The following is an 18,931-nucleotide window of genomic DNA, read 5'->3' as shown; positions in this document are numbered from 1 at the left end:
CGCGCTGAGCCGATCGCGCTGAGGTCCCCCTGGTTTTCCTGAGCCGGGTGCGTCGACAACGGAACGGACCTGGGTTCCTGACTCGTGGGCACCCGAGCACCGCGCTCCCGCAGGCCCCGACGCCACCAGGCTCGGCGCCGCGCACCCCGCGCCGCTCGCGAGATGGCCCAAACCGCGCCCCCACCGCCGCGCACCCGTCGATCAAGCCACCTCGCGAGAGCGCTTGCTAGTGGGCGTGCCCCTCGGCCGCGCTCGTCACCCAGATCGCCTCGGCCGCGACGGTCGCGAGCTCGGTCGACGCGACGACGGTCAGGTCGCCCGCCTGGAGGATCTCGAGCCCGAGACTCCCGGCGAAGGCGTGCCGCTCTGCGAGGCGGACGTGCGACCCGACCGTGATGGCGAGCCCTCCGAGAAAGCGCAGCAGCGCAGGATCGTGGTCGCTGACGCGCACGACACCCGCGCACGATCCGTCGCCGAGTTCGGTCAGGCGCCGACCGCGCGGGTGGGTGATTGTTCCGTCAGCGCGGGGAATCGGATCGCCGTGGGGGTCGTGGTCAGGAAACCCGAGCTCGGCGTCGATCTTGGCGAGGAGGCGATCCGAGACGGCGTGCTCCAAGATCTCGGCTTCGTCGTGCACTTCGTCCCAGCCGTAACCGTGGTGCTCCACAAGATAGGTCTCGATGAGCCGGTGACGCCGGACCACCTGAATGGCCAGCGCACGGCCGGTCGGGCTCAGCGTCGCGCGACCGTACGGCTCGTACTCGAGGTACCCCTCGCGGGCGAGCTTTTTCAGGTTGCCCGAGACACTCGACGCGACGACACCCAGAGTTGAAGCGAGCTCGTTTGTCGTGAGACCCTCACCCGACCACTCGTGGGCCTTCCAGATGACCTTGACGTAGTCCTCCGTCATGGTGCCGGCGGTCGGTGTGCTCATGCTCTCAGGGTATTGGCCCGACACCGCACCCATCACCTGCCGCCGACCACACCGGCGCCGTCAGCGCCGAAACAACTACCGCCGCTCACACCGCCGCCGGAACCGCAGCCGGCACGACTCTCACCAGCACGGCCTTCGACACGGGCGTATTGCTGGCGATCGATGCGCTATCGAGGGGCACGAGCACATTCGCCTCAGGGAAGTAGGCGGCGGCGCATCCCTTCGCCGTCGGATACGACACCACGCGATAACCCCGCAGGGCGCGCTCGACGTCGTCGGTCCAGTCGGTGAAGACGTCGACCGACTGCCCATCGACGAGACCGAGTTCGTCGAGGTCGTCTGGATTGATGAAGACCACCTCGCGGCCCTTTTTGATGCCGCGGTAGCGGTCGTTAAGGCTGTAGATCGTGGTGTTGTACTGGTCGTGAGAGCGCAGGGTCTGCAGAAGAAGTCGCCCCTCGGGCCGTTCGACGTGCTCGAGGTCGTTGACCGTGATCATGGCCTTGCCTGTCGCGGTGTCGAAGGTGCGGGAGTCGCGCGGCCCGTTCGGCAGAACGAAGCCCTCGCGGCTTCCGGCCCGCGCGCTGTAGTCGTCGAACCCCGGGACGACCCGGCTGATGTGATCGCGGATGACGTCGTAGTCGTCTTCCATTGCCGTCCAGTCGACGGGAACGCTGTCTCCGAGCGTCGCCTTTGCGAGCCGGGCGACGATGGCGATCTCGGAGAGGAGGCCCGGTGCGACCGGAGGTACCTGCCCGTGGCTGCCGTGAACCGAGCACACCGTGTCTTCGACCGAGACGAACTGCGGACCGGCCTTCTGAATGTCGATCTCCGTGCGACCCATCGTGGGCAGGATGAGTGCCTCCGCTCCCACGACCGCGTGCGATCGGTTGAGCTTCGTCGAGACCTGCACGGTCATCTCGGTGCCGCGGAATGCCTTCTCAGCGGCCTGCGTGTCGGAGATGGCGGCGACGAGGTTGCCGCCCATGCCCATCCAGAATTTGATCTCGCCCTTCTGCATCGCCTTGATGCCTTTGAGCGCGTCAACCCCGTGCTTGCGCGGCGGATCGAAGTGGAACTCCTGCTGCACAGCGTCGAGGAAGGTGTCGGACATCTGCTCCCAGATGCCCATCGTGCGGTCACCCTGCACGTTGCTGTGACCTCGGATCGGCGACGCACCCGCTCCGGACTTGCCCATGTTCCCCCGCAGCAGGAGCAGGTTGATGATCTCTTTGATCGTGTCGACGGCCTTGCGGTGCTGGGTGATACCCATCGCCCAGGTGATGATGACCCGATCGGCCGAGATGTAACGCTCGGCGAGTTCGTCGATCTCGGCCGTGCTCAAGCCTGTCGCCAGCAGCACCTCGTCGTCGTCGATCTCGGCGACGTGCGCGCGGAACTCTTCGAGCCCAGCGCAGTGCTCCTCGAGGAAGGCGTGGTCGAGCACGGTGCCGGGCGCCGCGTCTTCGGCGGCGAGCACCCTTTTCGACACGGCCTGGAGCAACGCCATGTCGCCCCCCAGGCGAATCTGCAGAAACTGGTCGGCGATCTCGGTGCCGTGCCCGACGACGCCGCGAACACGCTGGGGGTTCTTGTATCGACGCAGGCCGGCCTCGGGCAGAGGGTTGACCGCGACGATCTTGGCGCCGTTCTTCTTGGCGTCTTCGAGGGCGGTCAGCATCCGCGGGTGGTTCGTGCCCGGGTTCTGCCCCATCACGATGATGAGGTCGGTGTTCTCGAAGTCGTCGTACGCGATCGTCGACTTGCCGATGCCGACGGTCTCGGACATCGCCACACCGGTCGATTCGTGACACATGTTCGAACAGTCGGGCAGGTTGTTCGTGCCGAAAGCACGCACGAAGAGCTGATAGATGAACGCCGCCTCGTTGGAGGTGCGGCCAGACGTGTAGAAAGACGCTTCGTCGGGAGAGGCGAGCGAGTTGAGCTTCGACCCGATGATCTCGAACGCGCGCTCCCACGTGACCGGCTCGTAGAACTCAGAGCCCTCTCGCTTGTAGACCGGTTCGGTGAGGCGCCCCTGCATGCCCAGCCAGTACTCGCTCTTGTCGAGGAGGTCGCTGATCGGGTGCTCGGCCCAGAACGTGCGCGGCACGAGCACCGGGTTGGCCTCCCAGGTGACCGCCTTGGCGCCGTTCTCGCAGAACTCCGCGACCTTGCGGTGATCCGGGTCGGGCCAGGCGCAGCTCATGCAGTCGAAGCCGTCTTTTTGATTGAGCGAGGTCATCAGCTTGACGGTGCGGGCGAGGCCGAGCTGCTTGATCGCGGGCTCCATCGAATGCAAGACGCCCGGCACCCCGGCCGCCCACTCGCGGGGCGGCCCCACGGTGAGGTCGTCGTCATTCACATCGTGGACGGGAGGCTTTTCGGTCATCGCGCGCTCGCAGTCTTCTCGGAGATCGTCAGTTCGTTCGTGAGTTGCAGTGTGGCCCGCCCGTCAGGCGAGGGCTCGGAGGTCGACGCGGAGGGAACAGCGCCCAGGATCCGATCCGGGCGCGAGTACACGACCATGCTCTGCCCCCGCAGAAACCCGACGATCGTGACACCGAGCTCCGTCGCCAGGTCGATGGCGAGCGAGGAGGGAGCCGACACAGCGGCCATCACGGGGATCCCCGCCATGGAGGCCTTCTGGGTCAGCTCGAAGCTGGCCCGACCCGACACCATGAGCACGGTGCCGGTGAGCGGCAGGCGGTCTTCTTTCACTGCCCAACCGACCACCTTGTCGACGGCGTTGTGCCGCCCGACGTCTTCGCGGATCACGAGCATCTCGCCGGTGGCGCCGTCGAAGAGGGCGGCCGCGTGCAGCCCTCCGGTCTTTTCAAACACGGCCTGCGCCTCTCTCAGGGCGTCGGGGAACGTCGCGAGAACGGCAGGGTCGACGACGAGTTCGTCGTGTTCGACCGCATGCTGGGAGCTCGTCCGCACGGCATCGATAGAGGCTTTGCCACAGAGCCCGCAGGAGCTGGTGGTGTAGAAGGCTCGCTGGAGACTCGGATCGGGTGGCGCAACTCCCGGAGCCAGGAGCACGTCGAGCACGTTGTAGGTGTTGAGCCCCTCGTCGGTCGCGCCGGCGCAGTACATGGCCCGCATGAACTCGTCGCCTCGCGCGATGACCCCCTCGGAGACCAGGAACCCGGCGGCGAGATCGAAGTCGTTGCCGGGAGTCCGCATCGTGATGGCGAGAGCGGTACCGCCGACGCGAATCTCGAGCGGCTCTTCGACGGCAAGTGTGTCGATGGTCAGCGTCGGGGCCTTGCCGACGGTCACCCGAGTGACCGGGGCACGGGACGTGATGCGGTTCATAAGTGCAGGCCTATCATTCGAAGGAGAGGATCACCAGGGCAGTCGCACGGTGTCGAGCATGTCTCCACGTCGAGCACCGCCCGGAGGGGCCATCATCAGCCCCTCGGATTCGGTCAGACCCCGCAGCATCGCGGATGACTGCTGAGAGGCCGGCAGAGCCCCGCTCTCCCCCATCGCGTAGGCGAGAACGAGGTCGTCGTCGCGGTGGTTGTCGATGTCGACTCCGGTTGCGACTCGACCGGTTGCCGGCAGCGGCCGCCCGAGGAGGCCGGCGACGAGAGGGAGCCCTAGACTCACGAGGCAGACCATCGCTGCCATGGGGTTACCGGGAAGACAGAGGTAGAGGCGGTCGGCCTGCTTCGCCAGCAGAACCGGGTGCCCCGGCCGCATGGCTGTGCGATCGATGACGAGCTCGGCGCCGAGTGCGCTGAGGGCGGCACGGATGTGATCTGTGCTGCTCGCCGCAGTGCCGCCCGTCGTCACGACGAGCTTCGCCTCGACATCCAGTGCCGCGACCGTAGACGAGAGGTCGTCGGGAACGCGTTCGGCGCTTCGAGGATCAGCCCCGACCGACCGCAGGATCCCCGGGAACACGTGGGTGAACACATCGCGCACCTGCCCCGCCCGAGGTGACCCCGACCCCACGATCTCGTCGCCCAGCACTCGCACGGCGACCACGGGCGCCTCCGCCACCTCGACGCTGTCGACCCCGGCGGCGGCGGCGAGTGCCGCCCGAGGCGGCGTCAGGATTGTTCCGGCCGTGAATAGGAGCTCGCCCGCCCGGACCTCCTCTCCCGCCGGCCGGATGTGGCGACGTCGCGGTGCATCGCCCCCGAGCGCGGCGCGGAGCACGAGTCGACCGTCACTGTCGACCTCTCCGTCTTCGGCTCGAACGACCCGGGTTGCCCCGACGGGAACCGGTGCTCCCGTCGTCACCGGCCGAGCAGCGCCCAGCGCCAAAGGAGCCCCGGCTGGCACGTCGCCCGCCACGATGGGTGCTCCTATCGCCCACGGCCCGTCTCCCGAGACGGCCCAGCCGTCCATGGCCGAGCCGTCGTGTGCGGGAACGTCGGTCGGAGCGAAGAGATCGTCTGCCAAGGTGCGGCCGACGGCAGTAGCCAGGGAGATGGTTTCGACGCACATCGGCTGACCGGCACCGGCCTCGTGAGCCAGGGCACGGGCGGCGAGCCAGCCAGGAAGCGACTGGCTCATCGCGAGGCGGTACCAGCGTCGTCGGTCGCGAGCCGTGTGGCGACTCCGACCGCGGTGGTCACGTCGGCCGCACCCCCGCCCTGCAGCCCGGCCGCATACCCCACGAGGAACGTCGTGACCGGGGCGGCAGGCCGCGCGACGCCATGGGCTGCATCGCGCGCGAGGTCGAGGACCTCATCGAGATCGAGCTCGAAATCGGCGGGGAGCTGGAGGGCCTCGGAGAGCCTCGCGACCCAGGTGGTGAGAACGTCGTGGTCGGTCATGGAGCTAGTCAATCAGCCCGCCCGAGATCGCCGTCGGCGTTTTCCACAGGGTTGACACCGAGTCGCCGCGCGTCGTCCGGGGAGTCCACGTCGGCACAGAGCGCGCTCGCCACCGGCACCTCGACCACCCGGAGGGGGCCGAGGAGCCGCCGCAGCGAGAGCCCGGCGAGCTGACCCGCAGCCTCGTGCTCGCGAGCCGCGGCGCGGAGGCTCTCTGCCCGGTACAGCGCGAGCAGTGGCTGCCTGCGACCGGAATCGTCGACCGCAACGTACCCCTCCGGGTCGTCTTGCCCGGACCGGTCGACAACCCCTTCGCGAAGTGCGACCACGGCCTCTGCGGCCCTCGGAACGTCCGCGGCCAGGACCAGCACCCATGTCGACGACCGCGACGAGGAGCCTCGCCGATCACGCGACAGCGCAGCGAGCCCGGCGGCGAGGCCGGCCGCAGGGCCGGAAAAGGGTGGCTCCTCACCGGCGGAGAGAACGGCCGAGGGCACGACTTGCCCGGGTCGCGCGCTGACGACGATGATTCTTTCTGCACCCGCAGCCGCCTGCACGGCACGCTCGAGTAACGTCGAGCCTTTGGCGACGAGTGCCGTCTTGTCGATGCCACCGAGACGGGATGCGCGACCGCCCGCGAGGATCACCGCGTCGAACGTGCCTTCCATACCGGTGACGCTAGCCCCTGAGAAGTGGGCTCAGTGCGCCATCGGCGTCGGAGCGCCCTCGATCACCGGCGGCTTGCGCACGAAGAAGCTCGCGACGATGGCCAGCAGCGACACCAGCGCCCCGGCGAGGAACGCCATCTGGACTCCCGCAGCAGTGGCATCGACATCACTCGCGCCCGCGGCGATCTTGGAGGCGGCTCCTGTCGAGAGCAGGGTGACGAAGAGCGCCGTGCCGACGCCCGCCATCACCTGCTGAACGGTATTCAGGATCGCGCTCCCGTGCGAGTAGAGCTCGGGCTTGAGCGAGCCGAGCGACGACGAGAACAGCGGCGTGAACGTCATGGCCAGCCCGATGCTCAGGATCACGTGCGTGACCGGGATCATGAACGCCGGAGTGCCCGCGTGCAGGAACATCGCCATCGTCCAGAGCGCTCCGCTGACCAGGATCGAGCCGACGATGAGCAGGGTCGACGGACCGAATCGATCGTAGAAACGGCCGACGAAGGGCGAGAGGACACCCATGATGAGCCCGCCCGGCAGCAGCAGCAGGCCGGTCGTGAGCGTCGTGAGGCCGAGGACCGACTGCATGTAGATGGGCAGGATGATGAGCGTGCCGAACAGCGCGATGCTCGAGACGGCGATCATCGCGATGGAAATCGAGAAATTTCGCGTCAGTAACGTGCGCAGGTCGAGTAGGGGCGACGACACGCGTGCGAGACGGGTCTGACGAAGGATGAACAGAGCGAGAGCCACGACGCCGACCACGACGGGCACGAGCGGCGGAACCGGCTGCGGCGACCCGGAAGCCGCTTCGCCGACGCCCGCGAGACCGTAGAGCAGACCGGCGAAGGCGAAGGCCGACAGGATCACCGAGAGGACGTCGAGGGGCACCTTGCGAGGAACGGTGACGTTCTTCATCTTGACGGCACCGAGGATCAATGCGGCGACCGCGATCGGCAGCACGATGATGAACATGAAGCGCCAGCTGAGCGCGCTGAGAATGATGCCGGAGATAGTCGGGCCGATGGCCGGCGCAACCGAGATGACGATCGAGATGTTGCCCATGGTGCGACCGCGAGCTGCGGGCGCAACCAGGGTCATGGCCGTGGTCATGAGCAGCGGCAGCATGATCGCGGTGCCACTCGCCTGGACGACGCGGGCGATCAGCAGCACGGAGAACCCGGGCGCGATCGCCGCGATGAGGGTGCCGACGCTGAACAGGGACATCGCCAGCAGGAAGACCTGCCTGGTGTGGAATCGCTGAAGCAGGAAACCCGTCACCGGGATGACGACGGCCATCGTGAGAAGGAAGCCGGTCGTGAGCCACTGGGCGGTCGCGGCCGTGACCTTCAGGTCGATGATCAGGGTCGGCAGGGCGACGCTCATGATCGTCTCGTTGAGGATGACCACGAAGGCCGAGACGATGAGCAGCCCGATGACGAGGCGGTTGCGGGCGCTGTCGTCGGCAGGGGCGGAAGAGGCGCCTCCGGCGGGCGCAGTGCCTTTGGCAGGCGCTGTGGCGCCGGCCGAGGCGGCGCCAGGTGAGGTGCCGCGCGAGGCGGCCGGCGTGGAGACAGTGTCGTTCGTCAAGAGCATTCCAGTGATCGTGGCGGGCGCGGTGAAGAGGGGGAGAGAGACGCGTGGCGCTGAACGCGTCAAGGATCGAACGTGGTGGTTTGGTCAGTATTCCCCCTGCCGCCGACATTCTGAAGGCCCGAGGCGAGAAGAGGTTCGCGCATCAGGATTCCAGGCGCGGGCGGGCTCCACCGCCCAGTGCCCACGGCGTCCGCGAGCTCTCTTTCCTGACGAGCAAATCCTCGCGACCACCCACCTGCACTGACCCCGGCCAACTCACGCAGGCATTACCCCAGGACAGGACAAATACTTTGTATTTTAGATTGACAGTGATATTTTGAATTCGTGTCTCTAACCCGTGAACGCTTTAGTCAAACCCGCCAGATAGGCCGCTCCTCCCTGGTGCGGCTCAGCCCGATCGTTTCCGTTTCGGTTCTTTTCGCCGTCTCGCGGCTGTGGAGTTCCGGCTTGCTGGCGGGCGTCTTCTTTGCCTGCACCGATCTCGGGCTCACGCCGTTCTCCCCCGAGTCGACTAACGGCTCGTTCCTGGATTTCCTGACGCTCTGGGATGGCACGCACTATCGCGAGATCGCCTCGGTCGGATACCCGACGACTCTGCCCACCACCGACGAGGGAAGGGTCGACGACAACTCCTGGGCATTTCTGCCCGTCTTCGGCGTTCTCGCCGGACTCGTCGCCACGGTCACGGGACTCAACTACAGCGCCGCGGCGGCCATGCTCTCCTGCCTCGCCGGCGGAGCCGCCAGTTACGCGCTCTATCGGCTCGTGGAGCCACGGATCGGTCACCGTCCGGCCCTGCGGACAGTCGCCTTCTTCACCTTCAGCCCACTCGGATTTCTGCTGCAGGCGGGCTACGCCGAGGGCCTGTTCGCGTTCTTGACCTTTTCGACGCTGATAGCTCTCTCCCAACAGCGCTACTGGATCATGCTGCCTTTCGCGCTCGTCGCGGCGTTCACCCGACCCGGAGCACTCGCTCTCGCTCTCGCCCTCGGCATTCACGTCGTCCTCCGGCTACGGTCCGGTCATAAGTTTCCCCGCAACGAACTCCGTGCAGCCGTCACCGTCGGCGTCCTGATAGCAGCGGCCGGCCTCTCCTGGCCCGTCATAGCCTGGGTGGTCACCGGCGTACCCGACGCCTACCTTCAGACAGAAATGGCGTGGTGGTCGAAGTACATCGGTTACGTCGACTTCCTACCCCTGACACCCTGGTTCTTGTTCTTCCACTCCAAGCTCGGAGCAGTCGGCTTTGCGGTGCCGGTCGTTCTCGCGGCACTCTTCGTGCTGTGGATCTCGCGGCGGTCTCTTCGACCGCTCGGCTCCGACCTGCTCGCCTACGGAGCAAGCTACGGCCTGTACCTGTTTGCCGTGTTCCTCCCACAGCAGAGCCTCATCCGACTTCTCCTGCTTCCGATGGCGCCGCTCTTCGGCGACCTCGCTCTGACCCGCGGACGGTGGCGACCCCGTGTCGTCCTCGCCGTCTGCCTTGTAGCGCAGCCGATCGCGGTCGTGGCGCTCTGGTACTCGTACTTCCCTTGATCGCGAGCCGTCGGATCCTTGGTTCTGTGCGGACCGCACGAACACGACCCGCACACACGAGAACGCCCCGCCGACCGAAGTCGACGGGGCGTTCGAGCTAGATGGAGTGACTAGCTAGGGATGTAGTTGAACTCGTCCGGGTTGGGGCCGGTGCGCTCGTCTTTGTTTCGCATCGAGATGTCGGTCATGTCGCCGTCGGTCAGCTCGAAGTCGAACAGTTCGAAGTTCTCCTTGACGCGCGAGGCGGTCACCGACTTCGGGAAGACGATGTCGCCGCGCTGGATGTGCCAGCGGAGAGTCACCTGCGCGGGCGACTTACCCACGCGCTCGGCGATGCGGACGATGGTCTCGTCGTCGAGCACCTTGCCCTGGGCGATGGGCGACCAGGCCTCGGTGGCGATGCCGTGCTCGGCACCGAAGGCTCGCAGGGGCTCCTGCGTGAGGAACGGGTGCACCTCGATCTGGTTGACGGCCGGGGTCACAGTGGCCTCCTGCGCGAGGCGGCGCAGGTGGTGCTCCTGGAAGTTCGAGACACCAATGGCACGGGCGCGACCCGAGGCGTAGATCTCTTCGAGCGCCTTCCAGGTTTCGACGTAGTCGCCCACCTTGGGCAGGGGCCAGTGAATGAGGAACAGGTCGATGTAGTCGAAGCCGAGCGCCTCCAGAGTTCCGTCGAAGGCCTTGAGGGCGTCGTCGTGGTCGTGGAAGCCGTTGTTCAGCTTGGAGGTGACGAAGATTTCTTCGCGAGCGATGCCCGACGCGGCGACTGCCTCACCGACCTCTTTCTCGTTGCCGTACATCTCGGCCGTGTCGATGTGACGGTAGCCGACCTCGAGGGCCTTGAGCGTGGCCTCTTTCGTCTCGGCGGGGTCGATCTGGTAAACGCCGAACCCGAGCTGCGGGATCGTGTTGCCGTTGTTCAGGGTGATCGTGGGAACTGTTTCGTCAGTCATGCTTCTATCGAACACCCCCCGCTTTGGTGGCATTCCAGATTTGATTAGCAGGTGTACCCCTGGTATCGTTGCTGTCGGTGTTCTGAGTCGAGATTATCTATCTCGCTCGCACCCACCGATTCGTACCGCCTCTCCCGAGACGCATTCCACCGAATCCACCCCGTCCTCGCGACAGGCACAGCAAGTCACCGACCTATGAAGTCGTCTTCTTGCGAAGTCGAAGCGCGAAGTCACCAGCACGCCGACACTCGGCGTGTGCGACACCACCCTCCCCGGGCCCGATTCTTCACCAGGATCCACCGGCTCGGCAGGCGAGGGCACGTCGCCACCCAGCATCGAAAGAACGCATCATGAACAGCACCATCACACTCATCCGAATCGACGGGACCGTCACCACGGCCCCCTCCCTCACCCACGACAACCTTATCGAGTTCGTCGTCGTCGACGGCTTCGCCCGCGAGTTCCTCGTCCGTCTTCCCCGTACCGAGCTCGGCATGCACGTCATGCCCGGTGCTCAGGTGTCGGCGACCGGCGCGGAAGGCTGGGTCGTTCCCGGCCGCGCCTGGCGCGACGAGCCCAGCCGCACGATCGTGCAGGCGCACGACGTGCAGCTGCGCGAACTGTCGTTCGCCGCATAAGCAGCTCGACGCAGCCTCACACGAACGGCGCTCACCCCTCGGGGTGGGCGCCGTTTGGCGTTGCTCCGCGCCCGCGCCGAGAGTGCCCAAAACGTCCCCAAAAACGCCGGCAAACGCCCGTTTAGGCACTCTCGCGAGGGGCATCTGCATGCCGCTGCTCCTGCCGGCAGCGCCGAGGACCACAACCGCCTGGAGACGTTTTGCCCGCGATCACTGATCGGTCGGCACGCCCGTCACGACTCCGAGCAGAATGCTGCAGACGGCGAGAGCCGGCAGCGCCAGCGAGCGCGTCAGGCCCCGGTGGAACACGGCGATGAAGAAGACCGCGAAGGCGACGGCAGCTTCGGCGGGCCAGGTGTTCTCATTCGGCGCGGCGACGAGGCCGACCAGTTGGAGCACGCCGACCACGACCGCAAGCCCCATCGCGACGACCGGCATCCACACCGACAGCGCGATCACGACCGCGAGGAGAGCGAAGAGCTCGGGCGACGGGTGGTCGCCGTGGCGGTTGTACTCCGCCACGAACCACAGGACGAAGAAGAGCGCTCCCGCGAGCGGCGCGACGAGCTGCCGGACGACCACGAGGATCCGAGTCGTCGTGCGTCCGAGAACGCGGCTGGGTGTCTGCATGGTTCGACGGTAGAGCCGCACGGCGTGCCCCACCGCCCGGCGGCGCCTTTTTCATCCACGGGGAGGAGAGCACGCGCTCCTCCCCGACCGGGGGTCGTGTGGTTCGCCCCGGCTGCCCCTAGATTGACCTCGGGGCTCCGCTCCGCCTGTTCTGGGGGAAGGACCCGTCTGTGATCACCAATTCGTCGCGTCATCGCGCATTCCGCACCGCCGTCGCCATCACCGCGGCCGTCGCGACTGTCGCCGGTCTCGGTCTCGCCAGCTCTGCTTCGGCCGCCACGTCCGTGCCGTTCTCGTCGGCCGTGCCGACCTGGGCGAAGAAGGCGAACCTCGCCGGCACCGCGTCGAAGACCACCATCGTCGAGGGGCAGCTCTACCTCGCACTCCGTGACCGGGCCGGGGCGAAGGCGCTGGCCGCGGCAGTCTCGGATCCTCGGAGCCCTTCGTACCGTCAGTACGTCACTCCGCAGCAGTGGATCGACAGCTACGCGCCCACGCAGACCGTCTTCGATGCGAAGGTGAAGGCCCTCAAGGCGAAGAAGCTGACGATCACGGGGTCGCCGAAGAGTCGGCAGTACATCGTGTTCCGCGGATCGGTCACCGCGATCAACAAGGCCTTCAACACGACTCTGGCGACTTACCGGGTGGATGGCGAGAAGCTGCTCGCGCCCTCGACCACACCGACGCTCAGCGCGACCGAGGCGAGCGGCATCGCCGGGCTCAGCCTGGACCAGGGGCGCCTGCGCACCCGCCCCTCGAGCGTCAACCGCACGGGCGCCGCCGGCACCGAAAAGGGCGCCGGCACCAAAACCGGCACCGGGATCGCCCCGACCGAGACCCTGTCGTCGCTCCGCGAGAGCCTCGCGACGCCCAAAGCGGTTACCGTGACGACCCCCTGCTCCTCCTACATCGGGCAGCGCTACGTGAAGTTCCCGAAGACCTACGGCAAGACCGGCGTCGCCACTGCGAACTGCGGCTATTCGCCGAAGCAGATCCGTCGGGTGTACGGCACTGGCTCCTCCGACGGCGCAGGCCAGACCGTCGCGATCATCGACGCCTACGCCTCGCCGACCATCAAGACCGACGTAGCCAGCTATGCGAAGAAGACGGGCGAGGCGGCCTTCACCTCCGGCCAGTACACCGACTACTCGGCTCCGAAGGCGTCGTTCAGCGACAAGACCGCGTGCGGGCTGCCGAGCGGCTGGCAGGGCGAGCAGACGCTCGACGTCCTGGCGGTCCATGCGCTGGCACCGAAGGCGAACATCGCCTACGCGGGCGGGTTCAACTGCGCCGGCGGTCTCGACCTCGCACTGTCGAAGGTGCTCGACCGCGGCCTCGCGACCATCGTGAGCAACAGCTACGGCAACGTCGGCGAGCCCACCGGAGCAGGATCGACCGCCTACATCAACGGCGAGGTGAACCTGCAGCTGCAGGCCGCGGGCCAGGGCATCGGCCTCTACTTCTCCTCGGGTGACGACGGAGACGAGAAGGCGAACCTCACCTACACCGCCCCCGACTTCCCCGCCTCCTCGCCCTGGGTAACCGCCGTGGGCGGCACCAGCATCGGCCTGTCGAAGACGGGCTCGCGCATCTTCTCCGTCGGCTGGGGCAACCGACTGAACGTCGTCTCCAAGAAGAACGGCACCCTCTATTACATGAAGAAGCTGCCCGGCACGCTCTTCGCCGGTGGAGCCGGCGGCGGCCCGAGCCGGATCGCGTCGTTCACCCAGCCGAGCTACCAGGCGTCGAGCGTCCCGTCGTCGGTGGCGCACGGCCAGCGCATCTCGCCCGACGTGGCCGCGCTCGCGGATCCTTTCACCGGGTTCCTGATCGGCTACCGCTCCATCACGAACGAGCGGACCCTCTCGACCGGCGCGTTCGGCATGGGCGTCTCGGGCGGCACCTCGTTGGCAGCTCCCCTCGTCGCGGCGCAGATGGCGATCATCCAGCAGCGGACGGGCGTGCAGATCGGCTTCGCCAACCCGACGCTGTACTCGGTTGCGAAGACGACGCCCGCGGCCTTCCGCGACATCGCCCCGCGCGGCCGGGCCACGACCCTCGCCTACTCCAGCTGGAACGCCACCTACGCCGTCACCCTCGACAAAGACACGAGCCTCGTCACGCGCAAGGGCTACGACGCGGTCACCGGGCTCGGCGAGCTGAACGTCGCGTCGGCTGCGGCGTTCGCGCCGACAGCGGCTGCCCGGTAGGCGCCGCCGCGCGCAGGGCTGGCACCGCGCCCGACGCTGTTCCGAGCGGGGTGGGCCCCGGATCCTGAAGCTGTTCCGGGCCCCTCTGCACGACTGCAGTCTTTCAGTTGCGAAAAAATGCAGACACGGCAAGATGGTGGGCATGATTTCGGTGAAACCGGGCCTGCGCGATCGCAAACGCGAAGAGACGCGACGCCGACTCGAGACGGCTGCCGTCGACCTCGTGCTCCGTAACGGGCTGGAACGAGCAACCGTCGACGAGATCAGCGCCCTGGCCGACGTGTCGTCGCGCACGTTCTTCAACTACTTCGACACCAAAGAAGACGCGATCCTCGGCATCCACGATGCCGAGCTCACCCCCGATGACATCGCCGAGCACGTCCGCGCCACCGACGGAGCCGACCCGATCGAGTCGACCGTGATGCTGTTGATCGGTCTGATCCGACCGTCGATCCAGGGGCAGGCCTTGGACGATCAGCGCCTCGAGGTGCTTCGGAGGTACCCGCAGCTGTTCTCGAGGCACATGATCCAGATGACGCGAATGATCGACGGGCTCGTGAAGGCGACCACGACCATTCTCGAGATGGGCAGTGCGGGTGCAGGGGCGTCGGGTGCCGGGGTCTCTCGCGCTGAGGCGGAAGTGCTGCTCACGACCTGCGGCGGGGCGGTGCGCTCGGCGATCCACGAGTGGGTCGACAACGGTGCGCCCGAGCCCGCCGACGTCGTGCGGGTCAGGGCCGTCGAGCTGATCCGGTCTCTCGGGGCGCGCCTGCGCTGACGCGTGCGGGTGGGGCCTGGCCCGTCGGTGTCGCCTTGTGCTTATCAGTCAGGAAATGTGCTCGCGACTTCACGAAACCTGGCCGCCCTTGGGACGATTCAGAGCAGGGTTCCTGACGTGCGAACCTCAGCGCTGCGCTCCCGCGGGGCCTCCACGCCGCAGGAACCGGCGCCCTCCCACCCCGCGCACCTCGAATCCTCAGCCGGCCCTAGCACCCGCCCGACCGCGCCGCGTGTCCTCTCTTCTGCCGTCTATCGACACCCCTGCGACCCCGCCACAATGAGCATGTGTCAGATTCACGGAGACGTTCTCGGCGTCCGGCGTTCATCGTCCCGGTCGCTCTCGCCATTGTCGCGGCCGCCGTCTTGGCGGCGGGCGCGGCCATAGATCTGCTGACCGGTGCTGCGGCCCCGTGGCTGGTCGGGGTCGCTGTGATCCTCATTCTGAGCTTGACCTGGTTGGCTTCGCTGCGCCGGAAGTAGCCGTCCGCGGCGCGGCCGGGCTAGGCAGTAACCCAGTGCCCTAAGACCCCTGGAACTGCGGTGCCATTCAACGGGAGGCAATGGCGGAGCCGGGTGCGGCAGCAAAACAACGCCTGAGGCCCGCTGGAACTCCTGTGCCGAGCCCGGAGAGGCGGAAGTCAGCGGCGGCGCAGCCGGGCGAGGAAATAAAACAACGCCGTAGGCCCGCTGGAACCCTTATGCCGAGCCCGGCGAGGCAGAAATCAGCTCATGACATGCCCGGTAATGATCGCCTTCTCGCGGTGGCGGCGGCGGATGTCGGCGGGCTTTTCGCCGAGCACGCGACGCATGGGGAGAGGCAGGGCGGCGCGGAGGCGGCCACTCGGCCCACGCCAGGTCACGACGGCGCGAAGGGTCGGGGTGGGCTGCGAGCGATCGGCGTCGAGGACGCGCTTCCAGGGCTTGCTCGCGGTGAACACGGAGCTGCCCTTCGCGGCGACTTCCCCGATCTTGGTGGCTCCGATCACGGAGCCGTCCGTCTCGACGAGCTCCACGCGCACTCCCCTGACGGACTGGCCGCTGCGGTTCTCGACTCGGAGGTCGTAGGCCGAGTAGCCAGGTTTGAAGGAGGTCGGCGCAAGGTGCTCGTGGCTGCGCTTGTCGAGCCAGTTGCTGAACACGGTGATCACGATCGGCGATTCGGAGGCGACGACCACCGGCACGGCGGCGTCTTCCTGTTTCGCGACCGATCGGGCCGTCAGCCCCAGCAGCACCGCGACGGGTGCCCCGACGACGATGGCGCCGACCGCTTTGACGAACGAGGCGACCATCAGCGGGTTCGCAGACCGGAGAGTGACACGTGCATAGAAACATCTTGCACCCACAGGGCCTGTCATCGCGCTTCGAGGGCGCCTGACCACTCGCCGACGATACAAATCCCTGCGCCGAATCTTGGACGACTCCGCTCTCGGCGACGGAGGCCGACCGTGTTGAATAGTGAGCGACCCGACGAGATCGCAGTCACCAGTCAAGGAGAGCCACACGCATGAAGCCGGTCCAGAATCGAAGAGTCGCCGTTACCGGAATCGGTGTCGTCACCCCCGGCGGCATCGGCGTCGATGCGTTCTGGAAGAGCCTGTTCGAACCGGTGGCTCCGTTGGCCGTGCGTCGCGTCGACGAGACGGAGCTCGACGCCCGCCGTCTGATGAGCCACAAAAATGCGAAGAACTCCGACATCGTCACGCGCATGGCGGTCGTCGCGGCCGATGAGGCCCTCCGCGATGCCGGCCTCGTCAAGGTCGACCCGGAGGCCTCGAATCCGTCCACCACCGACACTGCTGAGCTCATCGACACCATCGATCACGATCGGGCCGCCGTCTCTCTGGGCACCGGCATGGGCGGCGTTCAGACGCTGGCCGAGCAGATTCTGCTCCTCGACAAGAAAGGCGAGCGTCTTGTCTCGCCGCATACCGTGCCGATGGTCATGCCGAATGCGCCGGCCGGTGCCATCAGCATCCGCTACGGCCTTCGGGGTGTCGCCACGACGATCACGACCGCCTGCGCCGCCGGCACCGACGGCATCGCGGCCGGGGCGCGGATGATCGCCCAGGGCACCGCCGACCTCGTCGTCGCCGGCGGGTCCGACTCCAGCCTCACTCCCGTCTGCATCGCCGGGTTCGCCAACATGCGTGCCCTTTCGAAGACCGGTATCGCGCGCCCCTTCGACCGTGATCGCGACGGACTTGCCGCGTCGGAGGCGGCCGGCATGCTCGTCCTCGAGCCCTACGACGACGCCGTCGCGCGTGGTGCCCGCATCTACATGACGATCGACGGTGCCGCATCGACCGCCGACGCGTATCACGTGACCGCTCCCGCACCCGGCGGCACCGGCGCCGAGCGCACCATGCGCCTCGCCCTCGACGACGCCGGCATCGCGCCCGAGCAGGTCGCGCACATCAACGCCCACGGCACGTCGACCGGTCTCAACGACAAGGCCGAGAGCGAGGCAGTCAGCCGAGTCTTCGGCACCACCCGACCCGTCGTCACGAGCATCAAAGGCGTGACGGGCCACTCGTTCGGAGCCGCGGGCGCCGTCGAAGCGGTCGCCGTCGCGCTGACGATCGCCACGAAGACCATCCCCCCGACAGCAAATCTCGAGCACCAGGATCCCGAGATCGACCTTGACATCCCCGTCGAGGCTCGACCCTGGCAGCCGGGGCCCGTCCTCTCGAACAGCTTCGGGTTCGGCGGACACAACGGCAGCCTCGTGTTCGTTCCCGCCCCCTGACGGGCACCGATCGGGCGGGGCGGCTTCCCGAGCCCAGTGCCGTCCGCCACCTACACTGACTCGTCGTGAGCCCCAATCGACGCCGAGCCCCTGGGGAGCCGACGGCTCCACCCCTGGTGGCCCTCGGCGTCGCGGTGCTCCTCTACCTGGCCGTGCCCGAGACGTTCCCTGTGTATCACCGCTTGCCGATCGCCGGGCTGCTCGTGGTCGGCACGCTGTCGGTCGCGATCATGCACTGGAAGCAGATCGAACGCCCGGTGCGGTGGTCAGGCATCGTGGCCCAGATCGTCGCCGCGATGCTGGTGTCGGCAAACGTCGGAGGCGGCGTCGACGTCATGATCGGGTTCGGTGAGCCGGGATCCTTGGGGCTCGTCCGTCTCCTGATCGCCGCAGCCCAGGTCGGCGTCACGCAGATCCTGGCCTTCGCGCTCGTCTTCTGGTTGGTCGACCGCGGCGGGCCGTCCGCCAGGCGGCATCGCCCGATCGAGCAGCTGGCCACTGCCGACTTCGACTTCACCGGGCCGGGCCGCTACAGCGACCCGACGTGGGCACCTTCTTTCGGCGACTACCTCGTGCTGTCGCTGCGGACAGCATTCGCCGTGACCGCCTCCGGGCCGAGGTCGCTGACGCTTCGGGCGCGGATCCTGACGGGTGTTGAGGCGTTCACCGGGTTCGCGCTGCTGGGTGTCGTGATCGTGAAGACGGTGGTGCGCCTCGTCGCGTGAGGGGTGGAGTCGTGAGGGGTGGTGTCGTGGGTGGTGGCGCTCGTCTGCGCTCGCAAGACAGGAATGCGGGCCCCTCCTCGCCGCGCACACGCCGATCCGCCGCGGTAACTCGCCCCATCTCCTGATTCGCGAGCGCGGCCAGCCCACCGCCCCGCCGCACTCGCACCCGCACCCGCATGCGCCCCACCCGCGCCGCCCGTACCCGTGCACAGAACAGGAATGCAGGCCCCTCCACGCCGCGCACACGCCGATCCGCCGCGGCACCGAGCCCCATCGCCTGATTCGCGAGCGCTGCAAGCCCTCCGCACGCGCGCCGCGCCCGTGACGCACCCGCACCCACCCCGCCCCGACCCTGCATCCGCACCCGCATGCGCCCCACCCGCGCCGCCCGTACCCGTGCACAGAACAGGAATGCAGCCCCCTCCACGCCGCGCACACGCGGATCCGCCGCGGCACCGCGCCCCATCGCCTGATTCGCGAGCGCTGCAAGCCCTCCGCACGCGCGCCGCGCCCGTGACGCACCCGCACACGCACCCGCACCCGCACCCGCATGCGCCCCACCCGCGCCGCCCGTACCCGTGCACAGAAGAGGAATGCAGGGCCCTCCAGGCCGCATTCACGCCAATCCGCCGCGGTACCTCGCCCCATTGCCTGATTCGCGAGCGTCGCGAAGCCACCATCCGGCCGCACCCGTACCCGTGCACAGAACAGGAATTCAG

General features: G+C 67.5%; 17 protein-coding genes. 7 read left to right on the top strand and 10 right to left on the bottom strand.

The window, feature by feature from the left end:
• Positions 1–226: 226 nt before the first annotated feature.
• The 7 genes from EDF39_RS06980 to EDF39_RS06950 all read right to left on the bottom strand — a co-directional run bounded on the left by EDF39_RS06980 (position 227) and on the right by EDF39_RS06950 (position 7,994).
• Positions 227–934 carry a metal-dependent transcriptional regulator gene (locus EDF39_RS06980; protein ID WP_123941648.1) on the bottom strand — a complete coding sequence of 236 codons (708 nt, stop codon included), beginning with the start codon at positions 932–934 and terminating at the stop codon, positions 227–229.
• 85 nt (positions 935–1,019) lie between these two features.
• Positions 1,020–3,326, bottom strand: coding sequence for an FdhF/YdeP family oxidoreductase (locus EDF39_RS06975; RefSeq protein ID WP_123941646.1), 2,307 nt, complete (start codon positions 3,324–3,326; stop codon positions 1,020–1,022).
• The gene (gene fdhD / locus EDF39_RS06970; RefSeq protein ID WP_084815995.1) at positions 3,323–4,255 is read right to left on the bottom strand and encodes a formate dehydrogenase accessory sulfurtransferase FdhD; all 933 of its coding nucleotides are present in this window, start codon (positions 4,253–4,255) and stop codon (positions 3,323–3,325) included. Before fdhD ends, EDF39_RS06975 begins: the two co-directional genes overlap by 4 nt.
• Positions 4,256–4,285: 30 nt before the next feature.
• Positions 4,286–5,467 carry a molybdopterin molybdotransferase MoeA gene (locus EDF39_RS06965; protein ID WP_123941644.1) on the bottom strand — a complete coding sequence of 394 codons (1,182 nt, stop codon included), beginning with the start codon at positions 5,465–5,467 and terminating at the stop codon, positions 4,286–4,288.
• Positions 5,464–5,730, bottom strand: a complete 267-nt coding sequence (locus EDF39_RS17605) for a DUF6457 domain-containing protein (RefSeq protein ID WP_199726155.1) — start codon at positions 5,728–5,730, stop codon at positions 5,464–5,466. The genes EDF39_RS06965 and EDF39_RS17605 overlap by 4 nt, the downstream gene beginning before the upstream one ends.
• An 8-nt stretch (positions 5,731–5,738) precedes the next feature.
• Positions 5,739–6,398, bottom strand: a complete 660-nt coding sequence (locus tag EDF39_RS06955; RefSeq protein WP_123941642.1) for a molybdenum cofactor guanylyltransferase — start codon at positions 6,396–6,398, stop codon at positions 5,739–5,741.
• A 30-nt stretch (positions 6,399–6,428) separates the two neighbouring features.
• Entirely contained in the window at positions 6,429–7,994 is a 1,566-nt protein-coding gene (locus EDF39_RS06950; RefSeq protein ID WP_123941640.1) for a DHA2 family efflux MFS transporter permease subunit, read from the bottom strand.
• A 447-nt stretch (positions 7,995–8,441) separates the two neighbouring features.
• On the opposite strand from EDF39_RS06950, the gene EDF39_RS06945 reads away from it, so the two are divergent.
• A complete protein-coding gene (locus EDF39_RS06945) occupies positions 8,442–9,530 on the top strand; it encodes a hypothetical protein (RefSeq protein ID WP_123941638.1) in 1,089 nt (362 codons plus the stop codon).
• Between the two features lie 110 nt (positions 9,531–9,640).
• Here the strand turns inward: EDF39_RS06945 and EDF39_RS06940 are convergent, their stop codons facing one another.
• A complete protein-coding gene (locus tag EDF39_RS06940; protein ID WP_055959973.1) occupies positions 9,641–10,483 on the bottom strand; it encodes an aldo/keto reductase in 843 nt (280 codons plus the stop codon).
• Between the two features lie 350 nt (positions 10,484–10,833).
• Here EDF39_RS06940 and EDF39_RS06935 point away from each other — a divergent pair, with 350 nt between their 5' ends.
• Positions 10,834–11,121: a hypothetical protein gene (locus tag EDF39_RS06935; protein WP_123941636.1), complete on the top strand. Its 288-nt coding sequence runs from the start codon at positions 10,834–10,836 to the stop codon at positions 11,119–11,121.
• 210 nt (positions 11,122–11,331) lie between these two features.
• Here EDF39_RS06935 and EDF39_RS06930 read toward each other — a convergent pair whose 3' ends face one another.
• Positions 11,332–11,751 carry a hypothetical protein gene (locus tag EDF39_RS06930; RefSeq protein ID WP_123941634.1) on the bottom strand — a complete coding sequence of 140 codons (420 nt, stop codon included), beginning with the start codon at positions 11,749–11,751 and terminating at the stop codon, positions 11,332–11,334.
• A 170-nt stretch (positions 11,752–11,921) separates the two neighbouring features.
• Here EDF39_RS06930 and EDF39_RS06925 point away from each other — a divergent pair, with 170 nt between their 5' ends.
• From EDF39_RS06925 to EDF39_RS06915, 3 genes are all read left to right on the top strand, one after another.
• A complete protein-coding gene (locus tag EDF39_RS06925) occupies positions 11,922–13,961 on the top strand; it encodes a protease pro-enzyme activation domain-containing protein (RefSeq protein ID WP_233572995.1) in 2,040 nt (679 codons plus the stop codon).
• A 142-nt stretch (positions 13,962–14,103) separates the two neighbouring features.
• The gene (locus EDF39_RS06920; protein ID WP_123941632.1) at positions 14,104–14,739 is read left to right on the top strand and encodes a TetR/AcrR family transcriptional regulator; all 636 of its coding nucleotides are present in this window, start codon (positions 14,104–14,106) and stop codon (positions 14,737–14,739) included.
• Between the two features lie 287 nt (positions 14,740–15,026).
• Positions 15,027–15,221, top strand: coding sequence for a hypothetical protein (locus tag EDF39_RS06915; RefSeq protein WP_123941630.1), 195 nt, complete (start codon positions 15,027–15,029; stop codon positions 15,219–15,221).
• Between the two features lie 242 nt (positions 15,222–15,463).
• Here EDF39_RS06915 and EDF39_RS06910 read toward each other — a convergent pair whose 3' ends face one another.
• Complete coding sequence (locus EDF39_RS06910) at positions 15,464–16,030, bottom strand: hypothetical protein (protein WP_123941628.1); 567 nt, start codon at positions 16,028–16,030, stop codon at positions 15,464–15,466.
• Positions 16,031–16,245: 215 nt separating this feature from the next.
• Here EDF39_RS06910 and EDF39_RS06905 point away from each other — a divergent pair, with 215 nt between their 5' ends.
• Entirely contained in the window at positions 16,246–17,487 is a 1,242-nt protein-coding gene (locus tag EDF39_RS06905) for a beta-ketoacyl synthase (protein WP_123941627.1), read from the top strand.
• A gap of 65 nt (positions 17,488–17,552) precedes the next feature.
• Positions 17,553–18,212 (top strand): hypothetical protein, encoded by a 660-nt coding sequence (locus EDF39_RS06900; RefSeq protein WP_123941625.1) that lies wholly within the window; start codon positions 17,553–17,555, stop codon positions 18,210–18,212.
• Positions 18,213–18,931 lie beyond the last annotated feature (719 nt).

The sequence above is a fragment of the Frondihabitans sp. PhB161 genome (assembly GCF_003814635.1).
Lineage (GTDB): Bacteria > Actinomycetota > Actinomycetes > Actinomycetales > Microbacteriaceae > Frondihabitans.
Note: the sequence above shows the minus strand (reverse complement) of the source record. Positions and strands in the feature narration are given on the sequence as shown.